Annotated in this window: 24 protein-coding genes and 1 pseudogene; 11 read left to right on the top strand and 14 right to left on the bottom strand. The window is 54.4% G+C overall.

Annotation, left to right across the window (positions count from 1 at the left end; all coding sequences use genetic code 11):
- Positions 1-104 precede the first annotated feature (104 nt).
- From HP566_RS21900 to HP566_RS14815, 3 genes are all read right to left on the bottom strand, one after another.
- Complete coding sequence (locus tag HP566_RS21900; protein ID WP_425348203.1) at positions 105-311, bottom strand: colicin Z C-terminal domain-related protein; 207 nt, start codon at positions 309-311, stop codon at positions 105-107.
- Between the two features lie 66 nt (positions 312-377).
- Entirely contained in the window at positions 378-782 is a 405-nt protein-coding gene (locus HP566_RS14820) for a hypothetical protein (RefSeq protein ID WP_249978049.1), read from the bottom strand.
- Between the two features lie 123 nt (positions 783-905).
- Positions 906-1559 carry a FitA-like ribbon-helix-helix domain-containing protein gene (locus tag HP566_RS14815; protein ID WP_249978048.1) on the bottom strand — a complete coding sequence of 218 codons (654 nt, stop codon included), beginning with the start codon at positions 1557-1559 and terminating at the stop codon, positions 906-908.
- Between the two features lie 116 nt (positions 1560-1675).
- On the opposite strand from HP566_RS14815, the gene HP566_RS14810 reads away from it, so the two are divergent.
- Positions 1676-2623: an Rpn family recombination-promoting nuclease/putative transposase gene (locus HP566_RS14810; protein ID WP_249978047.1), complete on the top strand. Its 948-nt coding sequence runs from the start codon at positions 1676-1678 to the stop codon at positions 2621-2623.
- A gap of 85 nt (positions 2624-2708) precedes the next feature.
- Here HP566_RS14810 and HP566_RS14805 read toward each other — a convergent pair whose 3' ends face one another.
- The gene (locus HP566_RS14805; protein ID WP_249978051.1) at positions 2709-3173 is read right to left on the bottom strand and encodes an RES family NAD+ phosphorylase; all 465 of its coding nucleotides are present in this window, start codon (positions 3171-3173) and stop codon (positions 2709-2711) included.
- 5 nt (positions 3174-3178) lie between these two features.
- Positions 3179-3628 carry a type II RES/Xre toxin-antitoxin system antitoxin gene (parS, locus tag HP566_RS14800; RefSeq protein WP_249978046.1) on the bottom strand — a complete coding sequence of 150 codons (450 nt, stop codon included), beginning with the start codon at positions 3626-3628 and terminating at the stop codon, positions 3179-3181.
- Positions 3629-3769: 141 nt separating this feature from the next.
- Here parS and HP566_RS14795 point away from each other — a divergent pair.
- The 5 genes and pseudogenes from HP566_RS14795 to HP566_RS14780 form a co-directional block, all read left to right on the top strand.
- Positions 3770-4196 (top strand): annotated as a pseudogene (locus HP566_RS14795) (helix-turn-helix domain-containing protein); the annotation flags it as partial.
- A 345-nt stretch (positions 4197-4541) separates the two neighbouring features.
- The gene (locus tag HP566_RS14790) at positions 4542-4832 is read left to right on the top strand and encodes a hypothetical protein (RefSeq protein ID WP_249978045.1); all 291 of its coding nucleotides are present in this window, start codon (positions 4542-4544) and stop codon (positions 4830-4832) included.
- A 3-nt stretch (positions 4833-4835) separates the two neighbouring features.
- Entirely contained in the window at positions 4836-5123 is a 288-nt protein-coding gene (locus HP566_RS21895; protein WP_425348202.1) for a type II toxin-antitoxin system RelE family toxin, read from the top strand.
- 123 nt (positions 5124-5246) lie between these two features.
- Positions 5247-5513 (top strand): hypothetical protein, encoded by a 267-nt coding sequence (locus HP566_RS14785; RefSeq protein WP_249978044.1) that lies wholly within the window; start codon positions 5247-5249, stop codon positions 5511-5513.
- The gene (locus tag HP566_RS14780) at positions 5510-6070 is read left to right on the top strand and encodes a hypothetical protein (protein ID WP_249978043.1); all 561 of its coding nucleotides are present in this window, start codon (positions 5510-5512) and stop codon (positions 6068-6070) included. The genes HP566_RS14785 and HP566_RS14780 overlap by 4 nt, the downstream gene beginning before the upstream one ends.
- Before the next feature lie 32 nt (positions 6071-6102).
- Here HP566_RS14780 and HP566_RS14775 read toward each other — a convergent pair whose 3' ends face one another.
- The 6 genes from HP566_RS14775 to HP566_RS14750 all read right to left on the bottom strand — a co-directional run bounded on the left by HP566_RS14775 (position 6103) and on the right by HP566_RS14750 (position 11823).
- The gene (locus tag HP566_RS14775) at positions 6103-7623 is read right to left on the bottom strand and encodes a conjugal transfer protein TraG N-terminal domain-containing protein (RefSeq protein WP_249978042.1); all 1521 of its coding nucleotides are present in this window, start codon (positions 7621-7623) and stop codon (positions 6103-6105) included.
- Entirely contained in the window at positions 7624-8004 is a 381-nt protein-coding gene (locus HP566_RS14770; protein ID WP_249978041.1) for a hypothetical protein, read from the bottom strand.
- Positions 8004-9440 carry an integrating conjugative element protein gene (locus tag HP566_RS14765; protein WP_249978040.1) on the bottom strand — a complete coding sequence of 479 codons (1437 nt, stop codon included), beginning with the start codon at positions 9438-9440 and terminating at the stop codon, positions 8004-8006. The genes HP566_RS14770 and HP566_RS14765 overlap by 1 nt, the downstream gene beginning before the upstream one ends.
- Complete coding sequence (locus HP566_RS14760) at positions 9418-10476, bottom strand: TIGR03756 family integrating conjugative element protein (RefSeq protein WP_425348201.1); 1059 nt, start codon at positions 10474-10476, stop codon at positions 9418-9420. The genes HP566_RS14765 and HP566_RS14760 overlap by 23 nt, the downstream gene beginning before the upstream one ends.
- Positions 10473-10958 carry a TIGR03757 family integrating conjugative element protein gene (locus tag HP566_RS14755; RefSeq protein ID WP_249978039.1) on the bottom strand — a complete coding sequence of 162 codons (486 nt, stop codon included), beginning with the start codon at positions 10956-10958 and terminating at the stop codon, positions 10473-10475. Before HP566_RS14755 ends, HP566_RS14760 begins: the two co-directional genes overlap by 4 nt.
- Before the next feature lie 115 nt (positions 10959-11073).
- The gene (locus tag HP566_RS14750) at positions 11074-11823 is read right to left on the bottom strand and encodes a DsbC family protein (protein ID WP_249978038.1); all 750 of its coding nucleotides are present in this window, start codon (positions 11821-11823) and stop codon (positions 11074-11076) included.
- 322 nt (positions 11824-12145) lie between these two features.
- Between HP566_RS14750 and HP566_RS14745 the strand changes: the two genes are divergently transcribed.
- The 5 genes from HP566_RS14745 (at position 12146) to HP566_RS14725 (ending at position 14435) form a co-directional block, all read left to right on the top strand.
- Entirely contained in the window at positions 12146-12409 is a 264-nt protein-coding gene (locus HP566_RS14745; protein WP_249978037.1) for an AbrB/MazE/SpoVT family DNA-binding domain-containing protein, read from the top strand.
- Positions 12406-12768 carry a type II toxin-antitoxin system PemK/MazF family toxin gene (locus HP566_RS14740; RefSeq protein ID WP_249978036.1) on the top strand — a complete coding sequence of 121 codons (363 nt, stop codon included), beginning with the start codon at positions 12406-12408 and terminating at the stop codon, positions 12766-12768. Before HP566_RS14745 ends, HP566_RS14740 begins: the two co-directional genes overlap by 4 nt.
- A 231-nt stretch (positions 12769-12999) precedes the next feature.
- Positions 13000-13278, top strand: a complete 279-nt coding sequence (locus HP566_RS14735; RefSeq protein ID WP_249978035.1) for an antitoxin Xre/MbcA/ParS toxin-binding domain-containing protein — start codon at positions 13000-13002, stop codon at positions 13276-13278.
- The gene (locus HP566_RS14730; RefSeq protein WP_249978034.1) at positions 13271-13945 is read left to right on the top strand and encodes an RES family NAD+ phosphorylase; all 675 of its coding nucleotides are present in this window, start codon (positions 13271-13273) and stop codon (positions 13943-13945) included. The genes HP566_RS14735 and HP566_RS14730 overlap by 8 nt, the downstream gene beginning before the upstream one ends.
- Before the next feature lie 100 nt (positions 13946-14045).
- Positions 14046-14435, top strand: a complete 390-nt coding sequence (locus HP566_RS14725; protein WP_249978033.1) for a hypothetical protein — start codon at positions 14046-14048, stop codon at positions 14433-14435.
- 511 nt (positions 14436-14946) lie between these two features.
- On the opposite strand, the gene HP566_RS14720 is transcribed toward HP566_RS14725, so the two are convergent.
- From HP566_RS14720 to HP566_RS14710, 3 genes are all read right to left on the bottom strand, one after another.
- Entirely contained in the window at positions 14947-15312 is a 366-nt protein-coding gene (locus tag HP566_RS14720) for a hypothetical protein (protein ID WP_249978032.1), read from the bottom strand.
- A gap of 133 nt (positions 15313-15445) precedes the next feature.
- Entirely contained in the window at positions 15446-18382 is a 2937-nt protein-coding gene (locus tag HP566_RS14715; protein ID WP_249978031.1) for a conjugative transfer ATPase, read from the bottom strand.
- Positions 18382-18900 carry a TIGR03751 family conjugal transfer lipoprotein gene (locus HP566_RS14710; protein WP_249978030.1) on the bottom strand — a complete coding sequence of 173 codons (519 nt, stop codon included), beginning with the start codon at positions 18898-18900 and terminating at the stop codon, positions 18382-18384. The genes HP566_RS14715 and HP566_RS14710 overlap by 1 nt, the downstream gene beginning before the upstream one ends.
- Position 18901 lies beyond the last annotated feature (1 nt).

Here is an 18901-nt window from a genome sequence, read left to right as displayed (position 1 = left end):
GAAGAAAGACCGAAGAAGAGTCTTGGTGGGCTGACACCTTCAGCCTATGCCGAGCAACTGGTGGTAAAACACGATAAAGTTATTTCTGACTCTAAACCCGGCTGCTACTGAAGATGGGGTGACGTCGGCCCGACACTAAGAACACTCTCAAGGCCTCCCTCATCCACATACTCAATTTCAGCATCGAATGTAGAGGATCCTGATACTGTATTAAAGCTAACCGTATAGCTCCTTGACCCACCTGTATAGGATCGTAAGTCCGCGTACGGCCCCCAAACTCCAGGTGGAGCCCAAATCTCAACAATTGCCATCGCTAATCTCCTTTTTTACAGTGACAATCTCAGGATGGCTGTGAGCCGCATAAATTAAAGTATACTTTAGTCCAAGTGCTCGGAAATATCCCTGGCCAGCGCATCATCCTCGACGCCAGTCCAAAACGGTGAGGCAGGATTCATCGGCGTGATGATGGGTGAGTCATGAACAAGCACCTGATCGCCATACTCTATGGTCATGTGCTGGCCCACCTTGGAGAAAACAGTTTCAAACGCTTTTTCACTGCATTCTGGGCTTCGCTTCATACTCACCACAACCATCGGCCTACCGTCTTCATCGTGGTCAACCTCCGCACTACGCGTGCACTCAGGCGTGAGCGTATAACTGGCATCCGACACGCTGAATATCAACCCTTGCTGTTCTTGATTTGAATTCTGGTGCAGGGCTCCTTGCCCAGCACACCCAGCCAGGAACGCCAAAGACATTGCTGCTAATATATTTATCTTCATAAGGAATCTTCCTTGCCAAGCTTCTCAGTAGATAGGTTTAATGAGGGCGCTATGCTTACTATCTAACGTTAGACGGCTTCAAGTTCTTTTTTCAACTCGACCCACTCCCCCGACTGTGATTATTTAGTCTCTGGCTGATAACAAGGCCTGTATCGCAGACTGACTCAACTCATCGAAGGCCTCTGGATCAGTATAGACTCTGACATCACCGCATTTTATTAAATGTGAGCGCCAGTGGTACTCTGTCCCAGTAATAGCGCGCTTTTTCTGAATCACGCCCGGTAGATTTTTACGAGCCTCATCAACATCGAACTGAGGCTCAAATATAAATGCTTTAAAACCACTCTCCGCATAAAAAGTCTCTTTGAACATCAGAACCAAATGAACACGGCTAATGGGTATTCCCGAAAGTTCTGTATTGCAGATTCTATTCAATAAGATATCTCTGGTTTCATCGTTATTCATCAATACAGATGTGTAGACAAGAATATAAACATCTTTGTGAACTGACTGAGATTGAGGATTTTTCAGCTTTTCGTGGGGTATGAGCACACATTCATACTCCTCTTGCATCGCGTAATAGCCAAGCCCGCCAACCGGAATAATCACCTTCTTCTTATTGCCTGGAGGAACATCTGGCTTGCCAACCCAGGCTCGAATAGCCGCACGAACCTCTGACTCCCGAGTCCTTCCATTCGCCTGAGCGGTAGCATCAAGGGCTTCCATCACGTCCGGGTCTATACCTCGTACGGTCATTGCTAATTTTTTATCCGACATGCTATCCCTCAGTCAGACTGATATCAAAACGATACGAAATGATACCACAAAAATTTTTGTACCATACCCCATGATAAACTCCTGTCACTGAGATAGCTGCGCTACAGGGAGCACAGATGGCGAATTATCATGACACCGGCTACAAGGAGCTGTTCAGCCACCCCGAATTCGTACAACAGTTGATCGAGGGCTTTGCGCCTGCCGAGATCGCCGAACTCATGGAGTTCACCACACTGAGAAACCATAGTGGTAACTACATCACCCCTCTGTTCGAGGAGAAGTTCGAAGACGTGGTGTGGTCTGTGGAGATCACTTGGCATGGTCTCACCCAACGGGTTTTTCTCTATATCCTGCTGGAGTTTCAGTCCCGTGTGGATCACACCATGCCCATTCGGTTGATGCACTATGTCGCTGGCTTCTATAGCCATCTGATTAAGCAGAAGGTCATCGCGCCTGGTGATGGGCTGCCTCCAGTGTTTCCGATCGTGCTTTACAACGGGGCCAAGCGCTGGACAGCCAAGACGGATATTTTCAACATGATCACCCCGGAACTGCCAAGCTTCCTGCAGGTCTACCAGCCACATCTTCGCTATTACTTGGTGGATGAGGGGCGCTATACTGACAAGGAGTTGACTGAGCATCCGACACCGCTGAGCGGCGTTTTCAGCGTGGAGAATGCTGGTGGTAGCTGGAAGGCGTTACAGCAGGCCGTGGATCGGGTCGTCGCTATCATTCAGGCTGAGCCCGATAAGGAGCGAACCGATAGGATCATTACCCGTTGGCTGAAACGCCACCTGCATCGACTGGGCGCCGAGATCAACCTGGAGCGGCTCGATAGCCTCGTGGAGGATAAAGATATGTTGGCTGAGAATTTAGAGAACCTGGTTAAAAAAGAACGCTTACAAGGACGCCAGGAAGGACGCCAGGAAGGCAATCTGGAGGGAAGGCTGGACGTTGCCCGCCGTATGATTCTGCACGGCGCATTGTCGGATGAGGTGATTGCCGAACTGGCGGGGTTGGAACACGCCAAGGTAGCGGAGCTACGCCGTGAGATAATGCATTAACCTCGACCATTTTAGATGGTGCTATCCTTTATGGGCAGAAGTCGATTTTGGAGGCGAAATTTGTACTCGATGGCGCAGATAGGCCTCAATCTCCTGTAAGTCTGGGATCCGGTGAGAAACCTATTTCCTTTGCACTTGTTACGATACCCTCAAAGTCTGGATGCGCCGGATTTAGAAGATAGTTCACCTCACGCGGTACGACGACACTGGGCACAACCAATACCAGGCTCGACAAGCTTGCCAGCCAGCCATCACCGATCTCGGAAGTTGACTCTGGGGCAGGCTCGGCCTGCCAGTCCTTCGGTAGCTCATCATCGGGAAGAGACAGGACGGCACTCTCATTGAAGGTAACAGCGAACAACGTGTAACGCTGCAGCAGGTTGTAGTCTTCAAGGTGAACCATCACTTCGAGCATCGCTAAAGACTCAGAACTGGCGAGGTAGACACACGGTGTCCCCTTGCTATTCCAGCGGCCACCATACAGGCGGGCTCCTTCTCCATCGAAGGCGTTACCCACCCAGCGCTTTTTGATCAATCGGTAGCCTGTCACTACACTCAAGCGAATACTCCATGTTCGAGCCGACCAATTAGATCGAAAACTGCCTCAGTTCCTGCTGACGTTGAGACCATTTCGATGGGGCGACGCCCGCCCAAGCCTCGCACCGGTTTCATCAGCCACTGCCGGGCCTGTTCCAGATCGCCCTCAAACAAATCTACAGTGCGTGTATACACTTCGGCTAACCGGTAGAGACGGTCGCTCTCTTCTGCCTTGAATCGACCCGCTTTGGCACGTCTTTGCAGTGTCGCCGGAGCTATCACCACATAACGAGCCAACTCTTGACGTTCCAGCCCTACCGCCGAGGCTAGCTTCATATAGACTTGATAAGGGATTCCCTCCCTCAACACTTCATGCAGCTGGGGACCACGCGGTGGAATGCCTAGAAATTGCCAGATGCTCAGATGGAGCTTCTCTCCTACTCGGAACTCTCGCTGTGCAGTAGCCATGACACACCTCCCAAGACTGCCTCATTGATAGAATGAAAGTATATCATATGAGGGTTATGGCGATAGGTCAGCGACAGCAGGTTATTCAATACATCTTTCAAACCGGGCCAAGGCAATGGCTAACCATGCCATGCACCGAACGCTAAAATGCACTTCCAAGTGGACGCGCCCGATCCCATCGCCTGCGAGGAATGCGGCGTGCAGGGTGAGTTCGTGCGGGTCACCCTCTGGGTGGTCCGCCGCCGGTATACCTGCCGGGCCTGCAAGACCACTTTCAGGCCCCAGCTACCGGAGATGGTGGACGGCTTCCGCATGACGCTGCGTCTGCATGAATACGTGGAGAAGGAATCCTTCACCCCCCCCCTACACCTTCGTGGCGGCACAGACCGGCCTGGACGAGAAGACAGTACGCGACATCTTCAACGCCCGCGCCGAGTTCCTGGGGCGCTGGCACCGCTTCGAGACGCCCCGCATTTTGGGCATCGACGAGCTGTACCTCAACAAGCGCTACCGCTGCATCCTGACCAACATCGAGGAGCGAACCCTGCTCGATCAACTACGGGGTCGATCTATCAACCATCTGAGGTTGGTGGGGTGAAGATGCCCCATCAACCATTAAATCCGTATACCCGAAACGAAGAAACCGGCACGGAGGCCGGTTTCTTCACCCTAACTGCCAGCGAACTAAATCGCTGAGTACAGGGTTGAGTCGTACTCATAGTCCTACGTATATTGACCGCCCCGTCAACGGACTCCCTCGCAAAATCTGGCAACTTTGCCTCCAGATTTCGCGTACAGCTGTCTGTTCGGAAGAAAGAATGCTGTGAAGAGCTGAGTCCTTGCTGGATAGGCTATATTTGCATAGAATTGTGCGTATAATAGCGCACAACTTAATGCGTACTGGAGGATAACTATGGCCACCTTACTTGAACGTCCAGAAGACGCGGTATCAGCGACCGCAATGGCGCGTACCTTCAGCGCCCGGCTCAAAGAGATATCATCACGTGCGACTGATAGACTCGTGGTCTTCAAGGATAACCAGCCTGCAGCTGTACTGATGAACGTCCAAGCCTATCAGGATCTCGTTGATGAGCTTGAAGACCTTCGTATCGAAGCTATCTCCCGAGATCGATTGGCGAGCTACCAGGCAGATCAGGCCATCTCCCACGATGATATGCGCGCTCTCTTTAGTCAGGACGATTGATGCATGGTCTGGCATTTGATCTACCACCCCGATGTTCAACAAGATCTAATTAGATTGGGTTCAGCCGCAGCGAATCGCGTCCTTGATGTTATTGAAGAGAGGATCCGCGGTGGCGAACCTGACAAGCTTGGCAAACCCCTTCGGGGCGCTCTGGCTGGCTGTAGACGGATTCGCACTGGAAACACGAGGATCGTCTATAAAGTAGATGGACCCGCTATCCAAGTGCTAATCATTGCGGTGGGAGCCCGGCGGGACGAAGAGGTGTACGAACTTGCAAATCGGCGTGTGTAGACTCGGGGGCTTGTTTCTTGCCGAGACTCGACCCGGCCAAAGTCACCGCTCTCCACGCCCTTTAGGACTTGAGTTGTGCTAACCTTCAAGAGAGAAACTGGCAAGGTGATGACAGGAGCAACGATGAGCGATAGCCCTCAGAATTCTGATGCCAAGATCTGGAAGCGTCGTGCCAAGGCATCCGCTGTTTTTGCGTCAGCCCTGTTGTTTGGTAACAAGGTGGTGGGTTCCAAAGGTCTGCTGCATACCCTTAGCAGCGCTACAGGTGCCGCTACGGTGGGTGCTGTCGGCTTCTTGTTCCGAAGCGAACGGCAACGCGACATGGAAGCGGCGCTAAGAAACCATGAAGCCTATCTAGGCCAACGTAATGATCGCAAGGTATCGTCATGAGCCTTAAAACACTGTTACAGCGCACCACCCAGGCTGCCAAAGCGGCAGGGAAACGTGTTGCGCCTGCTGCCCAAAACAACGACGGTTGGACCGATGGGTGGCATACCCAGGCAACCTCAACTGAGTCGCTGCGCATGCTGCGAGACTCAGCCACTGACGCAGCCAAGTCCACGGCACAGACCGTCACTACCCAGGCTGCCAAAGCTATTACGCCTGCTCCCCAAACCAACGACGGCTGGACCGACGGTTGGCATACCCAGGCAACCCCAACTGAGTCGCTGCGCATGCTGCGGGATTCAGCCACTGACGCAGCCAAAGCCACTGCCGAGACCGCGACCACCCAGGAAGGATGGCAGCGTGTAGGTCGTGGTGCGGGCAAAGTGATTGCTGGCGGGGCTACAGTAGCGGTCGTTGTAATACATGGAATGCTACAGGCTGCGGCTGAAACCTCCCATGAGGAGGAAGAAGAGGAAAATCTTAGTGATGGTTGGAGAAACGGGCATTCTGGCTATGGATACTACTTTGGCGATTGGCGTACAGACGATGAGGATTATTGATTAGGGCCAAGCATCACTTGGCCCTGACCAACTTATAGCTTTCCTCCTGTGCCTATCGACTGGCCTTTACTTCCTCCCGATTTTCCCGCCCCCTGCGCGTCACCAGTCCCCTTGTTGACACCTTGCTCAACAGCATTACCCACTTTCATCCCGGTCCAGCCGAGCGCTCCCAGCCACACCGCAGGTAACACCAGGAACATCGCCCCCTCCACAAACTGCAGTACTAAACGGTCATAGAGGTTGTTGGCAGCCGACAGCCAGCTCATCTTGGCGGCATCGCTACGGTAGAGCAGATCCACCAGGTTCGAATCGACCCAACGGGCCAGCTCCCACCAAAAGCTCAGGAACCAGATCCCAAACAGCCCAAAGGTCGCCATCCCCACCGCTTTGTACGAGTAACCCGAGATCACGATCACGAAGGGCAGGCAGATGATGATGGCCATTACCAGTGCACTCTGCACCATTGGCAGCGCCTGCTTGAGCATGTCCATGCCTGCCTGAAACGGCAGTATCGAGATGCCGCCGCCAAATACAGCTCCTGCGGTGACAGTGGCATCCCAGAAGGAGGAGCCGCCATCAAGATCGCGGTAGCCTACAACGGCTTGATCCAGGTTGCCGGCGGCGGCTCCCGAGCGAGGACTCACCATACGCCGGATCACGTAGTCCTCAGAGTCGCTACTGGTAAAGACGCTCCGAAATCCATCCCAAAACCCGGCGTCCACCTCTTGGTGCAGCCGAGCCCGAAGGCCCACTTCATCGGCAGACCACCACTCCTGGCATGTGGGATAGCCGGGCTGGCCTGGCCCTGTCCCTGGGCGTGACTGATCGCGCTCGGTATTATAGGGAAAGCCCTCAACTGGACGGCCCGCGTGGAAGCTATCGTAGTAGCCTGGCGTCGTTTGGAAGTAGTTAGACCCGATCCAGTCCACATCCATGGCACGTGTCGCTTCAATCGAACCACCCTGCTGAAACAGACGATTACGGGCTCGCCCGAAACACTGACGCTGGAACTCGCCGACTTCCGTTTGTAGCGCGGGATTCTCGATCGCCTGTAGATCAACCTCAGTGCGAATCGATTGAAAGTCCGTGCTACATGGGATCGCCGCAATGGCCGTAGCCGTCGTGCCATGCGAGATCGCATGCACGAATGCCCACCAAACCGGTATCCGTGGAACAGTCCCTTCAATACCGGTCAGCGTCGACCCACTCCATTCACCTCTTGCAAACTGGCGTGTCCCACACTCCTCACTACGATTCACATCGACATCAACCGTGTTGAGGTTGACCTGCAGAATGGGCTGACAGGTGAACAGGAAAACCAGAGCCATGGCATACAACCGCGTTTCGATGCGATTGATACTAAGGACCCCCTTGTTTCCCTCATCGTCACCCTCCTGTCGTGCCCGGTACCACTCCGACGCAATCATCGCGATAAACGGTACAGCCGCTATGCCCGTGCTGTTCATCACGCTCCAAATGGCGTTGTTGATGATCCAGCCAAGCACCACCAGTGCATTGGAAAAGTAGTCAAATACAATTAAGGGAGCATCCATTTACGATCCTCCCAGCCAACTGACAACGTTGATCAACTCAAGCAGGACAACAAAGCCTAATGCTGCGTATTCAAGTCGCTTGAGCTTGTGTCGCGCCTGCGCTCCACCGTCGTCATCCGAGGTAAGGCCCGCCAAAACCCGTGGTTTCCACAGTTTCAGCCAGAGACCAACAATCCCGCCGTAGAACAGAATCCGCCAGCCAAGCAAGGCAGGACCAGCGGTGCTCATCGCGGCATTCCATGCCTCCATACTTCCCGCCAGACGGATACCAATGGAGGCCACGACACCACTGATCACGTACACCACCACCATGGCGATGATGAACACTACAATAGGAGGCCAGCGCCTGGGGTCGAACCAGGCGCGCGGTGATTGACCCATTACGGCTCCTCCCCTGCACTCGGACGGCCACGGCTATCCATCGTCGCACCTGGCCGTAGTGTCTCAGTTGTCATAGAGCCATCAGCACGGTTGGATGCCCGCTGCAACGCAGTGCCCGCCGCACTTGACGCCAGCGCCTGGCGAATCTCCATTTCAGAGCGCAACATATCAATGTCGCGATTAAGATCATCAATACGACGATCCAATGCGGTCATGCCATCGGAGTTTTCCGCGACTCCCGGATCGCTCGCCCCAGCCAACAGCGCACGACGTGCCCACAGGGCTTTGGTCATGACACGGGCAATGGCCATCTCGGACGCAAGTCGGTGGACCAGGAGATCCGCTTGAGGATCTTCACGCAATGCCTCAATGACACTTCGAGACACCGTCAAGCCATCACCTGCAGACACAGCACGCAGATTCTCTGGTGAAGGCGCCTGGCTTCCGTTGACTAACGCCACCAGGTTCTGGTGTACATCTTGCTGCTCAGTTTCCAGCTCTCGCATCAAGCCTGTACCTGCCTGTGTGGTGCGCTTCTCACAGCTGTCGCAGGTTTGTAGCTCGTCCTCACCCAACACCTTGCTCGTCCACTCAGCCGCTTCGGAAGGACTGCCCCAGACGGTACACATTCCCCCCAGGCACTCTCCAGTGCCTCCACCACCGCCACCAGCTACACCACCGCCACCACTCCAGGTACCGTTGTCGGTAGCCACCGATCCCCAGCCACCTCCACCGCCAGACACAGGTGCAGAGCTGGTGACATCACTACGGCCATGGAGGAGGTTGTAACCAGCAGTTGCCGTGTCTTCGACGACTCGCACGGGTTGCTGCCCACTTCCACCACGGCGTTGCCCTCCAACCCAGGTCACGCCGTTATCACCACCTGATTGTTCCACCTGGCGTTGTGCTGCCACGACGTCAGATGTGCTCTGTGCAGCCACCTGCCAGTTCTCTGCCTGTGCCCGTTGCATCAGGCTGTCCCCCATGGCCATGTCAGCCATCCGCTCTGCCATGTTCTGACAGGACAGCTTGGAACGGTCAAAGTCCATGCGTCCCTGGAGTACACCGTTACTCAACAGGTCGTATAGGCCAGGGTTAGCACGTTGAATAATCATCGCTGGTAACGACGCCACCGCTCCCTGGGCATTTTGTACGACCTGCCCCATCATGTTTTGAAAGCCTTGGGTAGCGCCGTTAAGCTGGTTGCTGACGGTCGCTCCGATATCAAAATTGCCGCACGTCGCGTTCATGTTCCAGCGGACTCCAATACCGGCGCGGTGAGGGTTATACCCTCGTCCTGCAGAGATCGAGAAGGGAGAGGCTCCGCCGATCTGGTAGTAGAGGTGGTCAGCAGATTGGGCAACGGCGCCCTGGCTGGCAGTCATCGCCATGGCTGCTGCCAACGGCAGCAGGCTACGTGAGAAGATACATTTCATATTCGTCCCTACCGTTCTTCAAGGGAGTCAGGCAGACTCTGGCCAGGTGCACCCAGAAACTCCTGCCCACGACGCTGACAACAGTGGTACCGGCTCCACATGGCAAAACGTAGTCGCCGTCCTCTGCGAGCCGATCAGCATAGGTATCCTGGGCGCTTCGGTCCGGCCAAACGTGACAGGAGCGACTCATGTTCGGTTGCAGTTGCTGCCACCGGTGGTCACTGTTGCCTTCCACAATAGGATCAGGTGGCCACCAGCCATCACGAGCGTTTCTGATCAGGGGGAAATAGACGTGCGGCTGACCAGTACGAGTCACAATATCTGCACTGCGTTGAGCCGTTAGTGCCGCCGCTTTATAGTCGTGGGTCTGAGCGATAAAGCCAGAACGCGGATACACGTTGCCCCACAGGTCACTGGTCTGGCCAAGTTCACGCCGACCAGGGATCAGCGCCTCAGGGTAGGCGGACTCAGGAATGCCGGATCGCCAGGCCAACGAATCAAGAGTCGACAGATAATAGGGGTAGAACGCCTGAGCGGCTCCCTGACAGGCAAATCCGAACCCACTGGCAAATTGATTGAAGATGGCCCCGCCTGGATGCCCAACCACGTCCGCGTGCTTGAAACGCAGGGACTGACGGTATCGTGGCTCCGCGTCCGACGTGTTTTGGCCACCTCCCATCGCGTCGGTGCTCGGAGCCAGGCTGCTGGCGAGGAAATTGGCGAGTTCGGAGGAGACGCTGTACGCTTGCCCGACCATGTCAGACCATGGGTTCTCACCGGTTTTCTCATAGCTTGAAACCACCAACTCAGGCACATAGTGGCGCACCAGCAGCGACGTGCGAACACTGCACCCCGTCCAACCACAATAGAGCCAGAAGCAAACCCCTACGATGCTATAATCCAGGCATTGGCTCGACGCCGTTGCATTAATAATCGAGGGAGTAGTGATCGCCTTGGCTGGCGGAGCGTTCAGACTGCTTCCCAAGAATCCAGCCACTACCACAGCGGGAAGCAGTTGCCTCAATGTATCCCTCATAACGCTCCCTCACGCTGCTCAAGGATCTCCATGACCGCTGCGGTGACGTCAGGCTGACCATAAACGACATACTCCCCGTCCACGACCACCGCTGGAACCTTCTCGACGCGCAGCAGCCAGGCACGGGCTACGCCCATGTGCAGATCGCCGTAACGGGCTGCCACCTGCTCCCACTCAGGAGACTGCATACGCTGTTGCATCTCGGCCTTTGCTGCTGTTTGATCCTGTGGCAGCCCTTGAGAAATTTCACCATCGAGCCGTGCAGGACCATCCAGTTCGATGACCGCCACTCCATCGGGCACACGACTCACTGGCTCGCCTGCCGTAGTGAACACCTCAATGCTGTTGGTGTGGTCGCTGATAGACCGTGGCATATCGATCGTTGATGTTTGTCCCAGCGCATTCATCGGCCCCCAGGCCAACGCACCGGAGGCCAGTAAGAGCAACCAGGGTCGGGAAAGGGGGGAAGTCTGTCTTGGCATGTCCGTCACTCCAGAAGATTCACTGTTACAGCAAACCCTATGCATAGGGACTGACACAGCAGGAAACGTTAAAGAGAGCCGATAAGGTTTCCAATACGCTCAATCACTGTTCCAGTCATTCACTGGTTGTCACGATCTGCACCAGGTCTTCAACGGGTATATAGCCCTCTCCCACCTCGCCATTTGGAAGCACCATGGCCGGAGTCCCCTGGACACCAAACTCATGCCCCAGGACATACCCCTGCTCTACAGCGGCTCTACAACGCTCCCAGGCTTGTGCATCGTTCTGAACGGCAAGGCCAGGATTGAACGCCGTGTTCAGTGCCGCCTGTGGATCTTCACTGCACCAGATTTCAGCGAGTAGATGGGCAATAGGGTGGTTGAGGCCCATGCGCGGGAAGGGCAGATAGTTCACTGTGATGCCCGCCGCGTTGATCGCATCGATGTCGCCATGAAGCATCTCGCAGTAGGGGCAACTTGGATCGGTGAACACCGTTATCTCAGCGATCTCATCACTGGCTTGATAGGTAACGGCACTGTCCTTAGCAACCGCCAAGGCCGCTATCCGGACTTTGCGGCGTACCACTTCGGTCACATTGATCAAGCGATCCTCGGCGTTCTCGTAAAGCGTGCCGACTATCACGTACCGCTGTTCAGGATCGGTATAGAAAATCTCCCCAGACGGCAGCATGACTTCCTGCCAGCCCTCCATCGGAGCATCTGCTATACGGCTGGGCGTCACTGACTGGCCGCCGAGCACCAGGGTGTCCAGGCTATCGCTGGCAATAGCCGACGATAGCAGCATCGCACTCGCTACCAGGGTGCCCAGAATGGAAGTCGATCCATGCTTCACAATCTTTGGCATTGCCATTCTCCTCTCAGATGTGATGCTGAGTGATACCGTAGGTAAGGAGTGTCAACCACCCGGAATGTTAAGGCGATGATTTGAGGATTTACCCAAACCGATCAAGCTAGGTAGCAGCCACAGCGGTCGGCGTACCCTCGCTTAAATGCAGGCGTTCCGCCGCTGTCAAACCACGTGAGCCTATTTGATACAAAGCCGTACCTCTCCGTAGATCAGAACACCATACGCAGAGCTTTCGAGATAGCTTTGTAGATACTTATGTTGACACGTAGCATCCCAAAAGCTAAAGTAGCTACATAAGTAGCTACATTGGAGTAATAGAATGAATAGCGAAATTAAACGGTGGGGCAATAGCGCAGCGGTACGCCTATCAAGCAAAGTGCTTGCACAAGCCAACCTTGACGTATCTACGCCCATTAGCATCAACGTGCGCGCCGGTAAAATCGTAATTGAACCGCTGGTCAAGAAGCGGAAAATGCTGAAGCTGCCTTTTTCCGAAGCTGAGTTGTTACGTGGTTTAACGCCTGAAAGCGCCCACGCAGACGAACTGGCAACGCCATCTTCATCAGAAATGGGTATTTCATGAGCAAGTATGTACCCAAGCGAAATGACATTGTGTGGCTTGATTTTGAGCCAACGAAAGGTAAAGAAATAGGCAAATATCGACCTGCTCTAGTTTTATCTTCTGAGGAATATAACAAGCAGAGCGGCTTGATGATCTACTGTCCAATTAGCACCAGTGTTCGGGGTGGTGTAACAGAGGTTCCTGTTAATAATCTGGATCAACCCAGTGTTGTTGCAGCAAGCCTTATTCAGACACTTGCCTGGCAAGATCGTAGCGTGAAGTTCATTGTCCGTGCAGAGCGGGGCGTAATGGATGAAGTTCTGGTAAGGCTGATCCCACTAATTGGGGCTGACAGCGTTATAGAAAAATTTGTTGAATAGGAAGACGTATGGCTCAGAAGATGCAGAAAAAGATCAAATGAAGCATTTTTTGATTTAAACGCTCATCGCTCATTTGGCGTACTCTAAAAACAAAGGGAGGGAGAGACCATGGCCATCCAGTACAAGACTGCCGACAAGCGTCGCGACATGGGTACCGCTGCGATGCGAACCTACCCCAATATCTCACGGTCCTGAGGACTGAAGGAACACGAAGCCGCCCTGCTGCGGGGAGTGCCAGACTCCACGTACCGACGCTGGAAGCAGGCCCCAGAGCATGCACACCTCGACGTCAATCATCTGGAACGCATGTCATTGATAGTAGGGATATACAAGGCGCTGCATATTCTGCTCCCGAACAAGGAGGCCGCCGACACTTGGCTGCAGCGACCCAACAGTAACCCCTTGTTTGCTGGGCATCCTCCGAGAGAGCGCCTACTGAGCGGGCAGGTTTCCGACCTCTATGTCGTTCGCCAGCACCTGGACGCAGCGCGTGGCGGAGGCCATGCATGACGCTTCCCCTGACCTGGGTCTCCTGGCAACCAAGCTATCGCGTCATTCCTTCCCGCTTCCCCCCATCGACTTATTCGAAGGTGTCAACGACAGCCCTGATGACTGGGCACTATTGAACGAGTTGGAGGGCGACACCTCCGCATGCCTTCGGGAGGAAGCGGAGAACATCCACCTGATCCGTGATGGAGACCGCCGCTATGGTCCCGGCTGGACACCCGTCATGGCGGCCTTCTGCCACTTCCCTGCCACTGGCTCTCGCTTTACCGATGGCACCTTCGGCGCCTACTACTGTGCTTTGACGGAAGTCACAGCCATCGCCGAAACCCGCTTCCACGCCGAACAGTTCATGCGAGAATCCAACGAACCCCCAATGATGCTGCAGCAGCGGGTCTATCTCTCAGATCTGAACGGCCAGTTATTTGATCTGCACGGGCAGACCAACACCCAAGCGCTGCTCTCTCCGGAAGACTGGACAGCCGGGCAGACCTTCGGCCGACAAGCCTGGGAGGCCCATGCGGATGGGGTCGTCTATCCCAGCGTGCGGGATCCCGAAGGCGAGTGTGCAGCCATACTTCGCCCACCGGTGCTATCCTATCCCCCACCCGGCAAGGTCGCCACCTCGGTTACGATTGGGATGGTCGGTGTATCCGCCACGTCTATGAGCTGACGGTACTGAGTTAAGACTGGCCATGCTGTCCACCTTCTACAGGGCGGCGGCAGGCTGCATGATGGAGTTACTTCCCCCACCAGATTGGAGATAACGGTAGATGACGAGTCCACTCTTTGACCGCCAGCAATATGAGGAACTAGCCGATAGGGTTGAAAAAGCAGCACCCAGCCTCCACCCAGAACAGCACGAGATGCACTTCATCCTGTCTGCCTACGGTAATGCCTTGGCAGTCAGTAGAGAATGGCAATTACGGGGAATAGATGCTATTCACTATGCCCTGATTCATCGCTATCACTGGCTACCAAGCCAGATTCATTCTCTTTCGCTTCACGATAAAGCCTTAGCATTACATGAGGAATTGCAGGGTCTGACACTCGACGATGAAGCGGTGACAGTATGGCGAGATCACTACAATCCCCAGTCTGAGCCAGCTTCACCTTCTCTCTATAGCTTATGGTACCCCTTTGGAAGGATACCACTAGCTTGAACTGTGGCACATCGACCATCTCAACTTGCCAAACAGGCTGAATGGACGGCAATGCTTTCATTGCTAACTGAAGGGGCACTTCGACCAATAGGATTTCGAGCATGGCCACTCCACCTGGGGCACCATACTGCTTTCTCCAAAGCAATGCGCAAGCCCGGGGTTGGGGAACGATACCATGATCCAGCAAGCGACTGACCCCGTCCATCCAATTATGTACCGAGACAGTACCTAAGCGCCTCTGGAGCTCCTCATCCAACCAATCCGTGGCAACCCAGAGGGCCCCTTCGGTTAACCAAAGCGATCTCTTCCCAGCTTCACCATGCTCACGCAAGGCTGCCAGGAGTGTCTGTTCCAGGAGCTCTCTTTCACGACTCATCCTCCGATCCCTCCGAGAGCTATTTGAGTGACATATACTTTGATGGCAAATATTGGAGATATTCATCTGGAGACCGCCTTGGCCACATGCCACGCTATGAAGAACTGGGATGGGCATGGGAAATTTCAAGAATGATCAGTATGTTGGATTAGCACTTCCATACCGGTCAATGAAATTTTTGATCACGCCACGCTGGATAAACGCATATGCATGGAACCGGCTTTCAGCCCCCCCCCCGGATTCCAACTGCTCCAGTAGGCGTCTTAAATCATCACTGAACCAAGTGAGATTTTGTGGATCGCTTCCACTGGGAAGCTCGTCAAACACACCCAGGATTCGTAATACCATGTCCCGGCACTCCATGGAGTAACAGGTCACCCCGAAGAGCTGAGTCCCTTGATGTCTGAGCATTCGGGCTGCTATGACCCCTAAAGCCCTCGCCACATCCGTAATATCCTGATTAGTGCCCTTTACGTCCTGCTCTTGAGACAGGTTCTGCATCATTTTCCTCCTATCCTTTACGCTTGATTTGGGAGTTGACGACAAGTGCTCAGCCAGTGCCTGTTGCCGCTTCTCTCAGCGCTGCCGCCCAACGTTATTGACAGCCGCCACCAGCATTTACCAGCAGTTGCACTCACGTCGCAATCCCCCGCTTATCATCCAGACGCCTGGCAATCTCGATCGCTGCATCGAGTTCTGAGCAGTCAAGCTCGCGCCTCACACGGTCACGCTCGGCCTTCTCATCACCCTCAGTTCCTGCTAAAGCGAGATAAAGGCTGGGAGGTACAACACGGAACAGTGCCTCCAACCGTGTCGAGAGCACGACCCCCTCGGTGTACTTTTTATTGACTTTGGACGCGGACAGCATGAGCTGTCGTTGGGAAGGTGTCAGGCTCTTAAATCGTGCGACTTGCTCGACTTCGTCGGGCGGCATCGTTAGACAGATCCACCACTCCACCATATTGAGGAGCTTCTCAGCCGCGCTGGGAAAGTCTTCCAAGCTCTGAGTCGCAAACCACAGCCAATGGGACAGCTTGCGCCCCATTTTGCCGACCTTGACAAAAAATGGGCTAAGCAGCGGATTCACCGTCACGATATGGCTTTCATCAATTGCCTGAACAATGGGCCGCCCCGAAAACTGCTCCCGTTCTGCCAGGTTGGTGATCATATTAGTGATCGAAATTACGGCTAGAGCCAGTTGGGCCTCATAGCCTTCACGTGAGTAGTGAGCCAGGTCGATGATAGTAACATCGCACTCAGGCCAGGCATTGCCATCACGGTTAAATACTTCACCGTCAAAACCGTCCACAAACAGCCCAAGACTTTCACCCATTTCATAGGCGCGATGTCGCGCCGACTCCGGCAGTTCTGGGTCAACCGCAATCTCACGAAACGCCTGCCGAACATCTTCAGTCAAACACGTGCGACCAACTGAGTGGGAGGTACGAGCAGCCCGATAAATCGCATCTCTGACCATGCGTCGATCTGAACGACGGAACTGCGCTTCTTCTTTGGGATCCCCACCGGTAATCATCAGGCGCGCAGCGATTTCCATCTCGCCCATCAAGTCACGTTCATCACCCTCTTGATCGCCTTCTGCATCACTCACCAAGGACTCAACAGGTGCTTCCTCATAAGGATTATGGTCTTCACGATCACGCTCTAACCGAGTTGCTTCCATCTCTGCATCAAGCAGGCGATGAGCTTCAGAAAATGGAGGCAAACAGGCACCCGAACCCGGAGCCAGCCGTACCTTATTGACGGTCATGCCCTTGCGCTTGAAGTAGTCCCCCAGCATGCCAAAGGAGTTGCCGACTTCGATCACAAAGAGCCTCGGGCGATGAATGGCCATCACCTGGCTGAGGATACTGTTTAACGTCGCTGATTTACCTGCCCCGGTTGGCCCAAAAATCAACATGTGGGCATTGGCCGCCCGGTCATCCAGGTTTAGCGGGTCAAAATTAAACGTCCCACCACCGCGATTGAAAAAACTGATCCCCGGATTACCTGTACCCTTGGCGCGACCGAATAGCGGCATTAGATTCGAAATATGCTGAACAAAGTTCATCTGGGTGTACCACCCAGAGCGATCCAGCTCAGGATCGTAGGCCATAGGCAGCCATCTCAAGTAACTATTAAGGGCAGCCACTTCATCTTCAGGATCGACCGGTTTGAGCTGGGCACTCGTCAGGCGAGTTGTCAGTTCGAGGAAACGTTTTTCCAGTTCCCGTTCATCAGCACCATTGACATAAAACACAAGCGACGACTGATACAGCTTATGATCATCGCCTAAATACCCACGTGCCTTATCACAATCCTCTCGAACTTTTTGGGCCTGAACAGAGCTACCCACCGCTTTTTGACGCAGCTTATCAATATGATCTTCCAGCGGTTCCTGGGGGACTGCCACGAGCGTTAAACATGCCTCGGTCCCTTCCGGTAACAAATCCAGCAACGCATTCGATACTGTTCCCCCACTTTTGCCATTATTCCTGGTGACCTCCCCAGTAAGGTGGCCAACCTTAGGTACCTGCCGCATTTCTTCGACGGGGACGACAGCGTGAGGCATTCCATCAAAGTACCAAAGCCCCTTCTCAACATCGCCATAAGGAGAACTTGCCAGCAACCCCTCCGCCAAGTCGTAGTGAGGCAGACGGTTATCGTCATCAGGGAAGTCAAATACATCGTAAAAACGTTGTGGATCATCAGGCGACATGCGCGGACACGGATTGAAACGAGGCATCAACCAGCGATGGAAATCCCGGCCATCGTAGCGCTGAAAACTCAACCCGGCGGGCTGTAGCGCCGTCACCAGGCGCTCGTAAACCTGGTTAACAGCATCATCAGGATTAGACAAACGAGCCGACTTGCGCTCTCCCACCTTGGCTTTACCACTTCCCAAGCGGCGATACAGTACCAACCGGGTACGTCGAGTTTGGCCACGCCATTGAGTCTGAGTGACCCGGTCATCCTCAAAAAGCCCTCCTGGCTTTGCAATAGCGCGCATATGCGCCTCCATGCTAGCCAGCCACGCTTGCGTGAACTCGGTATTGAGCAGTCCAGGGCGCGTATAAGCGCGCAGCTTTTCTAAATCGGGGCGGGGGTCCGTATCGTCACGTACATATAGCTGAAGCACCCACGGATGGTGGTCATGCTCGGGTAGACAGTCCTGTAATGCTGAACAAATGGTATCGCGAACACTTTCCAGTGCGTCTTCACTTCTCCCCTCGGTGGGTACTGGGATGACTTCTGCGACAATACCCACCGACACACCGTCTTCCAGCAAAAAACAGCCTGTCTCTGATAAATACTCAACCCAGGGCAGCCGTGAGGCAAACGACGGTGCTCGACGATAGGCTGCGCGCAGGTTTTCCTCTGTAATCGGCTTACCACGCGGTAACGAAAGCGGGCGTCCGCTCTCGTCTGTCAGTAGCGATTTTACCTGCGGCGAAACCCTATCGGTATCAGCCGCCTCGAAAGCCCCAAGACTGTCTCCCTGGGGGTTTTCCTGACGGGCTCCCTTTCCGCTCGGCGGAAACATTTTGCTCATGAAAGCATCGAAAGCTGACATCACTGCCCTCCAATGAACTCAACGCTGACATGGCCACGCTGTTGACCTGGTATCTGAGGCCGAGCGGTTTCACCCGGCATCGCATATTGCGGACGTGAGTAGAGGGTGAATATGGTTGAGTAACCAGGAATGGGCACTGGATCGGCCCCTGCCAGGTGCGGGAACACGTACATCACCAGGTCGGGATTCGGCAGCCGCGAAAACTGACTATAGATCTCATTCGCGGCAGAACGGGTGTAATTGATATTCTCATCGACCAGGGCTCCGTCCGTCAGATCACGGCGCAGTGAACTGCGCATATCCAGCAAACCGCGTTGCGTCAGATCATTACCCGCTCCACCGTTGGACGCTCCCCCCTGCTGCCACAGTTCCTGCATGGTCGGCGCATCGTCCAGATCCCACATATCCTGCGCGGATGTTGCACAACCACTTATCAGGCCTATCCCTATCGCCAGCAACAAACCGCGTCCAAATTGTCCCTTATGGCATGTCATAGCCGAGCGAGAAATCGCGCTCATA

This window comes from Vreelandella olivaria, assembly GCF_023507745.1.
Taxonomy (GTDB): Bacteria; Pseudomonadota; Gammaproteobacteria; order Pseudomonadales; family Halomonadaceae; genus Vreelandella; species Vreelandella olivaria_A.
Note: the sequence above shows the minus strand (reverse complement) of the source record. Positions and strands in the feature narration are given on the sequence as shown.

Coding starts and splice junctions, on each gene's coding strand:
- HP566_RS14750 (WP_249978038.1), bottom strand. CDS start 11,823: ATGCCAAAGATTGTGAAGCATGGATCGACTTCCATTCTGGGCACCCTG.
- HP566_RS14730 (WP_249978034.1), top strand. CDS start 13,271: ATGCATGACGCTTCCCCTGACCTGGGTCTCCTGGCAACCAAGCTATCG.
- HP566_RS14775 (WP_249978042.1), bottom strand. CDS start 7,623: ATGGATGCTCCCTTAATTGTATTTGACTACTTTTCCAATGCACTGGTG.
- HP566_RS14780 (WP_249978043.1), top strand. CDS start 5,510: ATGAGCCTTAAAACACTGTTACAGCGCACCACCCAGGCTGCCAAAGCG.
- HP566_RS14745 (WP_249978037.1), top strand. CDS start 12,146: ATGAATAGCGAAATTAAACGGTGGGGCAATAGCGCAGCGGTACGCCTA.
- HP566_RS14760 (WP_425348201.1), bottom strand. CDS start 10,476: ATGAGGGATACATTGAGGCAACTGCTTCCCGCTGTGGTAGTGGCTGGA.
- HP566_RS14820 (WP_249978049.1), bottom strand. CDS start 782: ATGAAGATAAATATATTAGCAGCAATGTCTTTGGCGTTCCTGGCTGGG.
- HP566_RS14770 (WP_249978041.1), bottom strand. CDS start 8,004: ATGGGTCAATCACCGCGCGCCTGGTTCGACCCCAGGCGCTGGCCTCCT.
- HP566_RS21900 (WP_425348203.1), bottom strand. CDS start 311: ATGGCAATTGTTGAGATTTGGGCTCCACCTGGAGTTTGGGGGCCGTAC.
- HP566_RS14810 (WP_249978047.1), top strand. CDS start 1,676: ATGGCGAATTATCATGACACCGGCTACAAGGAGCTGTTCAGCCACCCC.
- parS (WP_249978046.1), bottom strand. CDS start 3,628: ATGGCTACTGCACAGCGAGAGTTCCGAGTAGGAGAGAAGCTCCATCTG.
- HP566_RS21895 (WP_425348202.1), top strand. CDS start 4,836: ATGGTCTGGCATTTGATCTACCACCCCGATGTTCAACAAGATCTAATT.
- HP566_RS14740 (WP_249978036.1), top strand. CDS start 12,406: ATGAGCAAGTATGTACCCAAGCGAAATGACATTGTGTGGCTTGATTTT.
- HP566_RS14815 (WP_249978048.1), bottom strand. CDS start 1,559: ATGTCGGATAAAAAATTAGCAATGACCGTACGAGGTATAGACCCGGAC.
- HP566_RS14755 (WP_249978039.1), bottom strand. CDS start 10,958: ATGCCAAGACAGACTTCCCCCCTTTCCCGACCCTGGTTGCTCTTACTG.
- HP566_RS14715 (WP_249978031.1), bottom strand. CDS start 18,382: ATGTCAGCTTTCGATGCTTTCATGAGCAAAATGTTTCCGCCGAGCGGA.
- HP566_RS14710 (WP_249978030.1), bottom strand. CDS start 18,900: ATGAGCGCGATTTCTCGCTCGGCTATGACATGCCATAAGGGACAATTT.
- HP566_RS14785 (WP_249978044.1), top strand. CDS start 5,247: ATGAGCGATAGCCCTCAGAATTCTGATGCCAAGATCTGGAAGCGTCGT.
- HP566_RS14720 (WP_249978032.1), bottom strand. CDS start 15,312: ATGCAGAACCTGTCTCAAGAGCAGGACGTAAAGGGCACTAATCAGGAT.
- HP566_RS14765 (WP_249978040.1), bottom strand. CDS start 9,440: ATGAAATGTATCTTCTCACGTAGCCTGCTGCCGTTGGCAGCAGCCATG.
- HP566_RS14790 (WP_249978045.1), top strand. CDS start 4,542: ATGGCCACCTTACTTGAACGTCCAGAAGACGCGGTATCAGCGACCGCA.
- HP566_RS14725 (WP_249978033.1), top strand. CDS start 14,046: ATGACGAGTCCACTCTTTGACCGCCAGCAATATGAGGAACTAGCCGAT.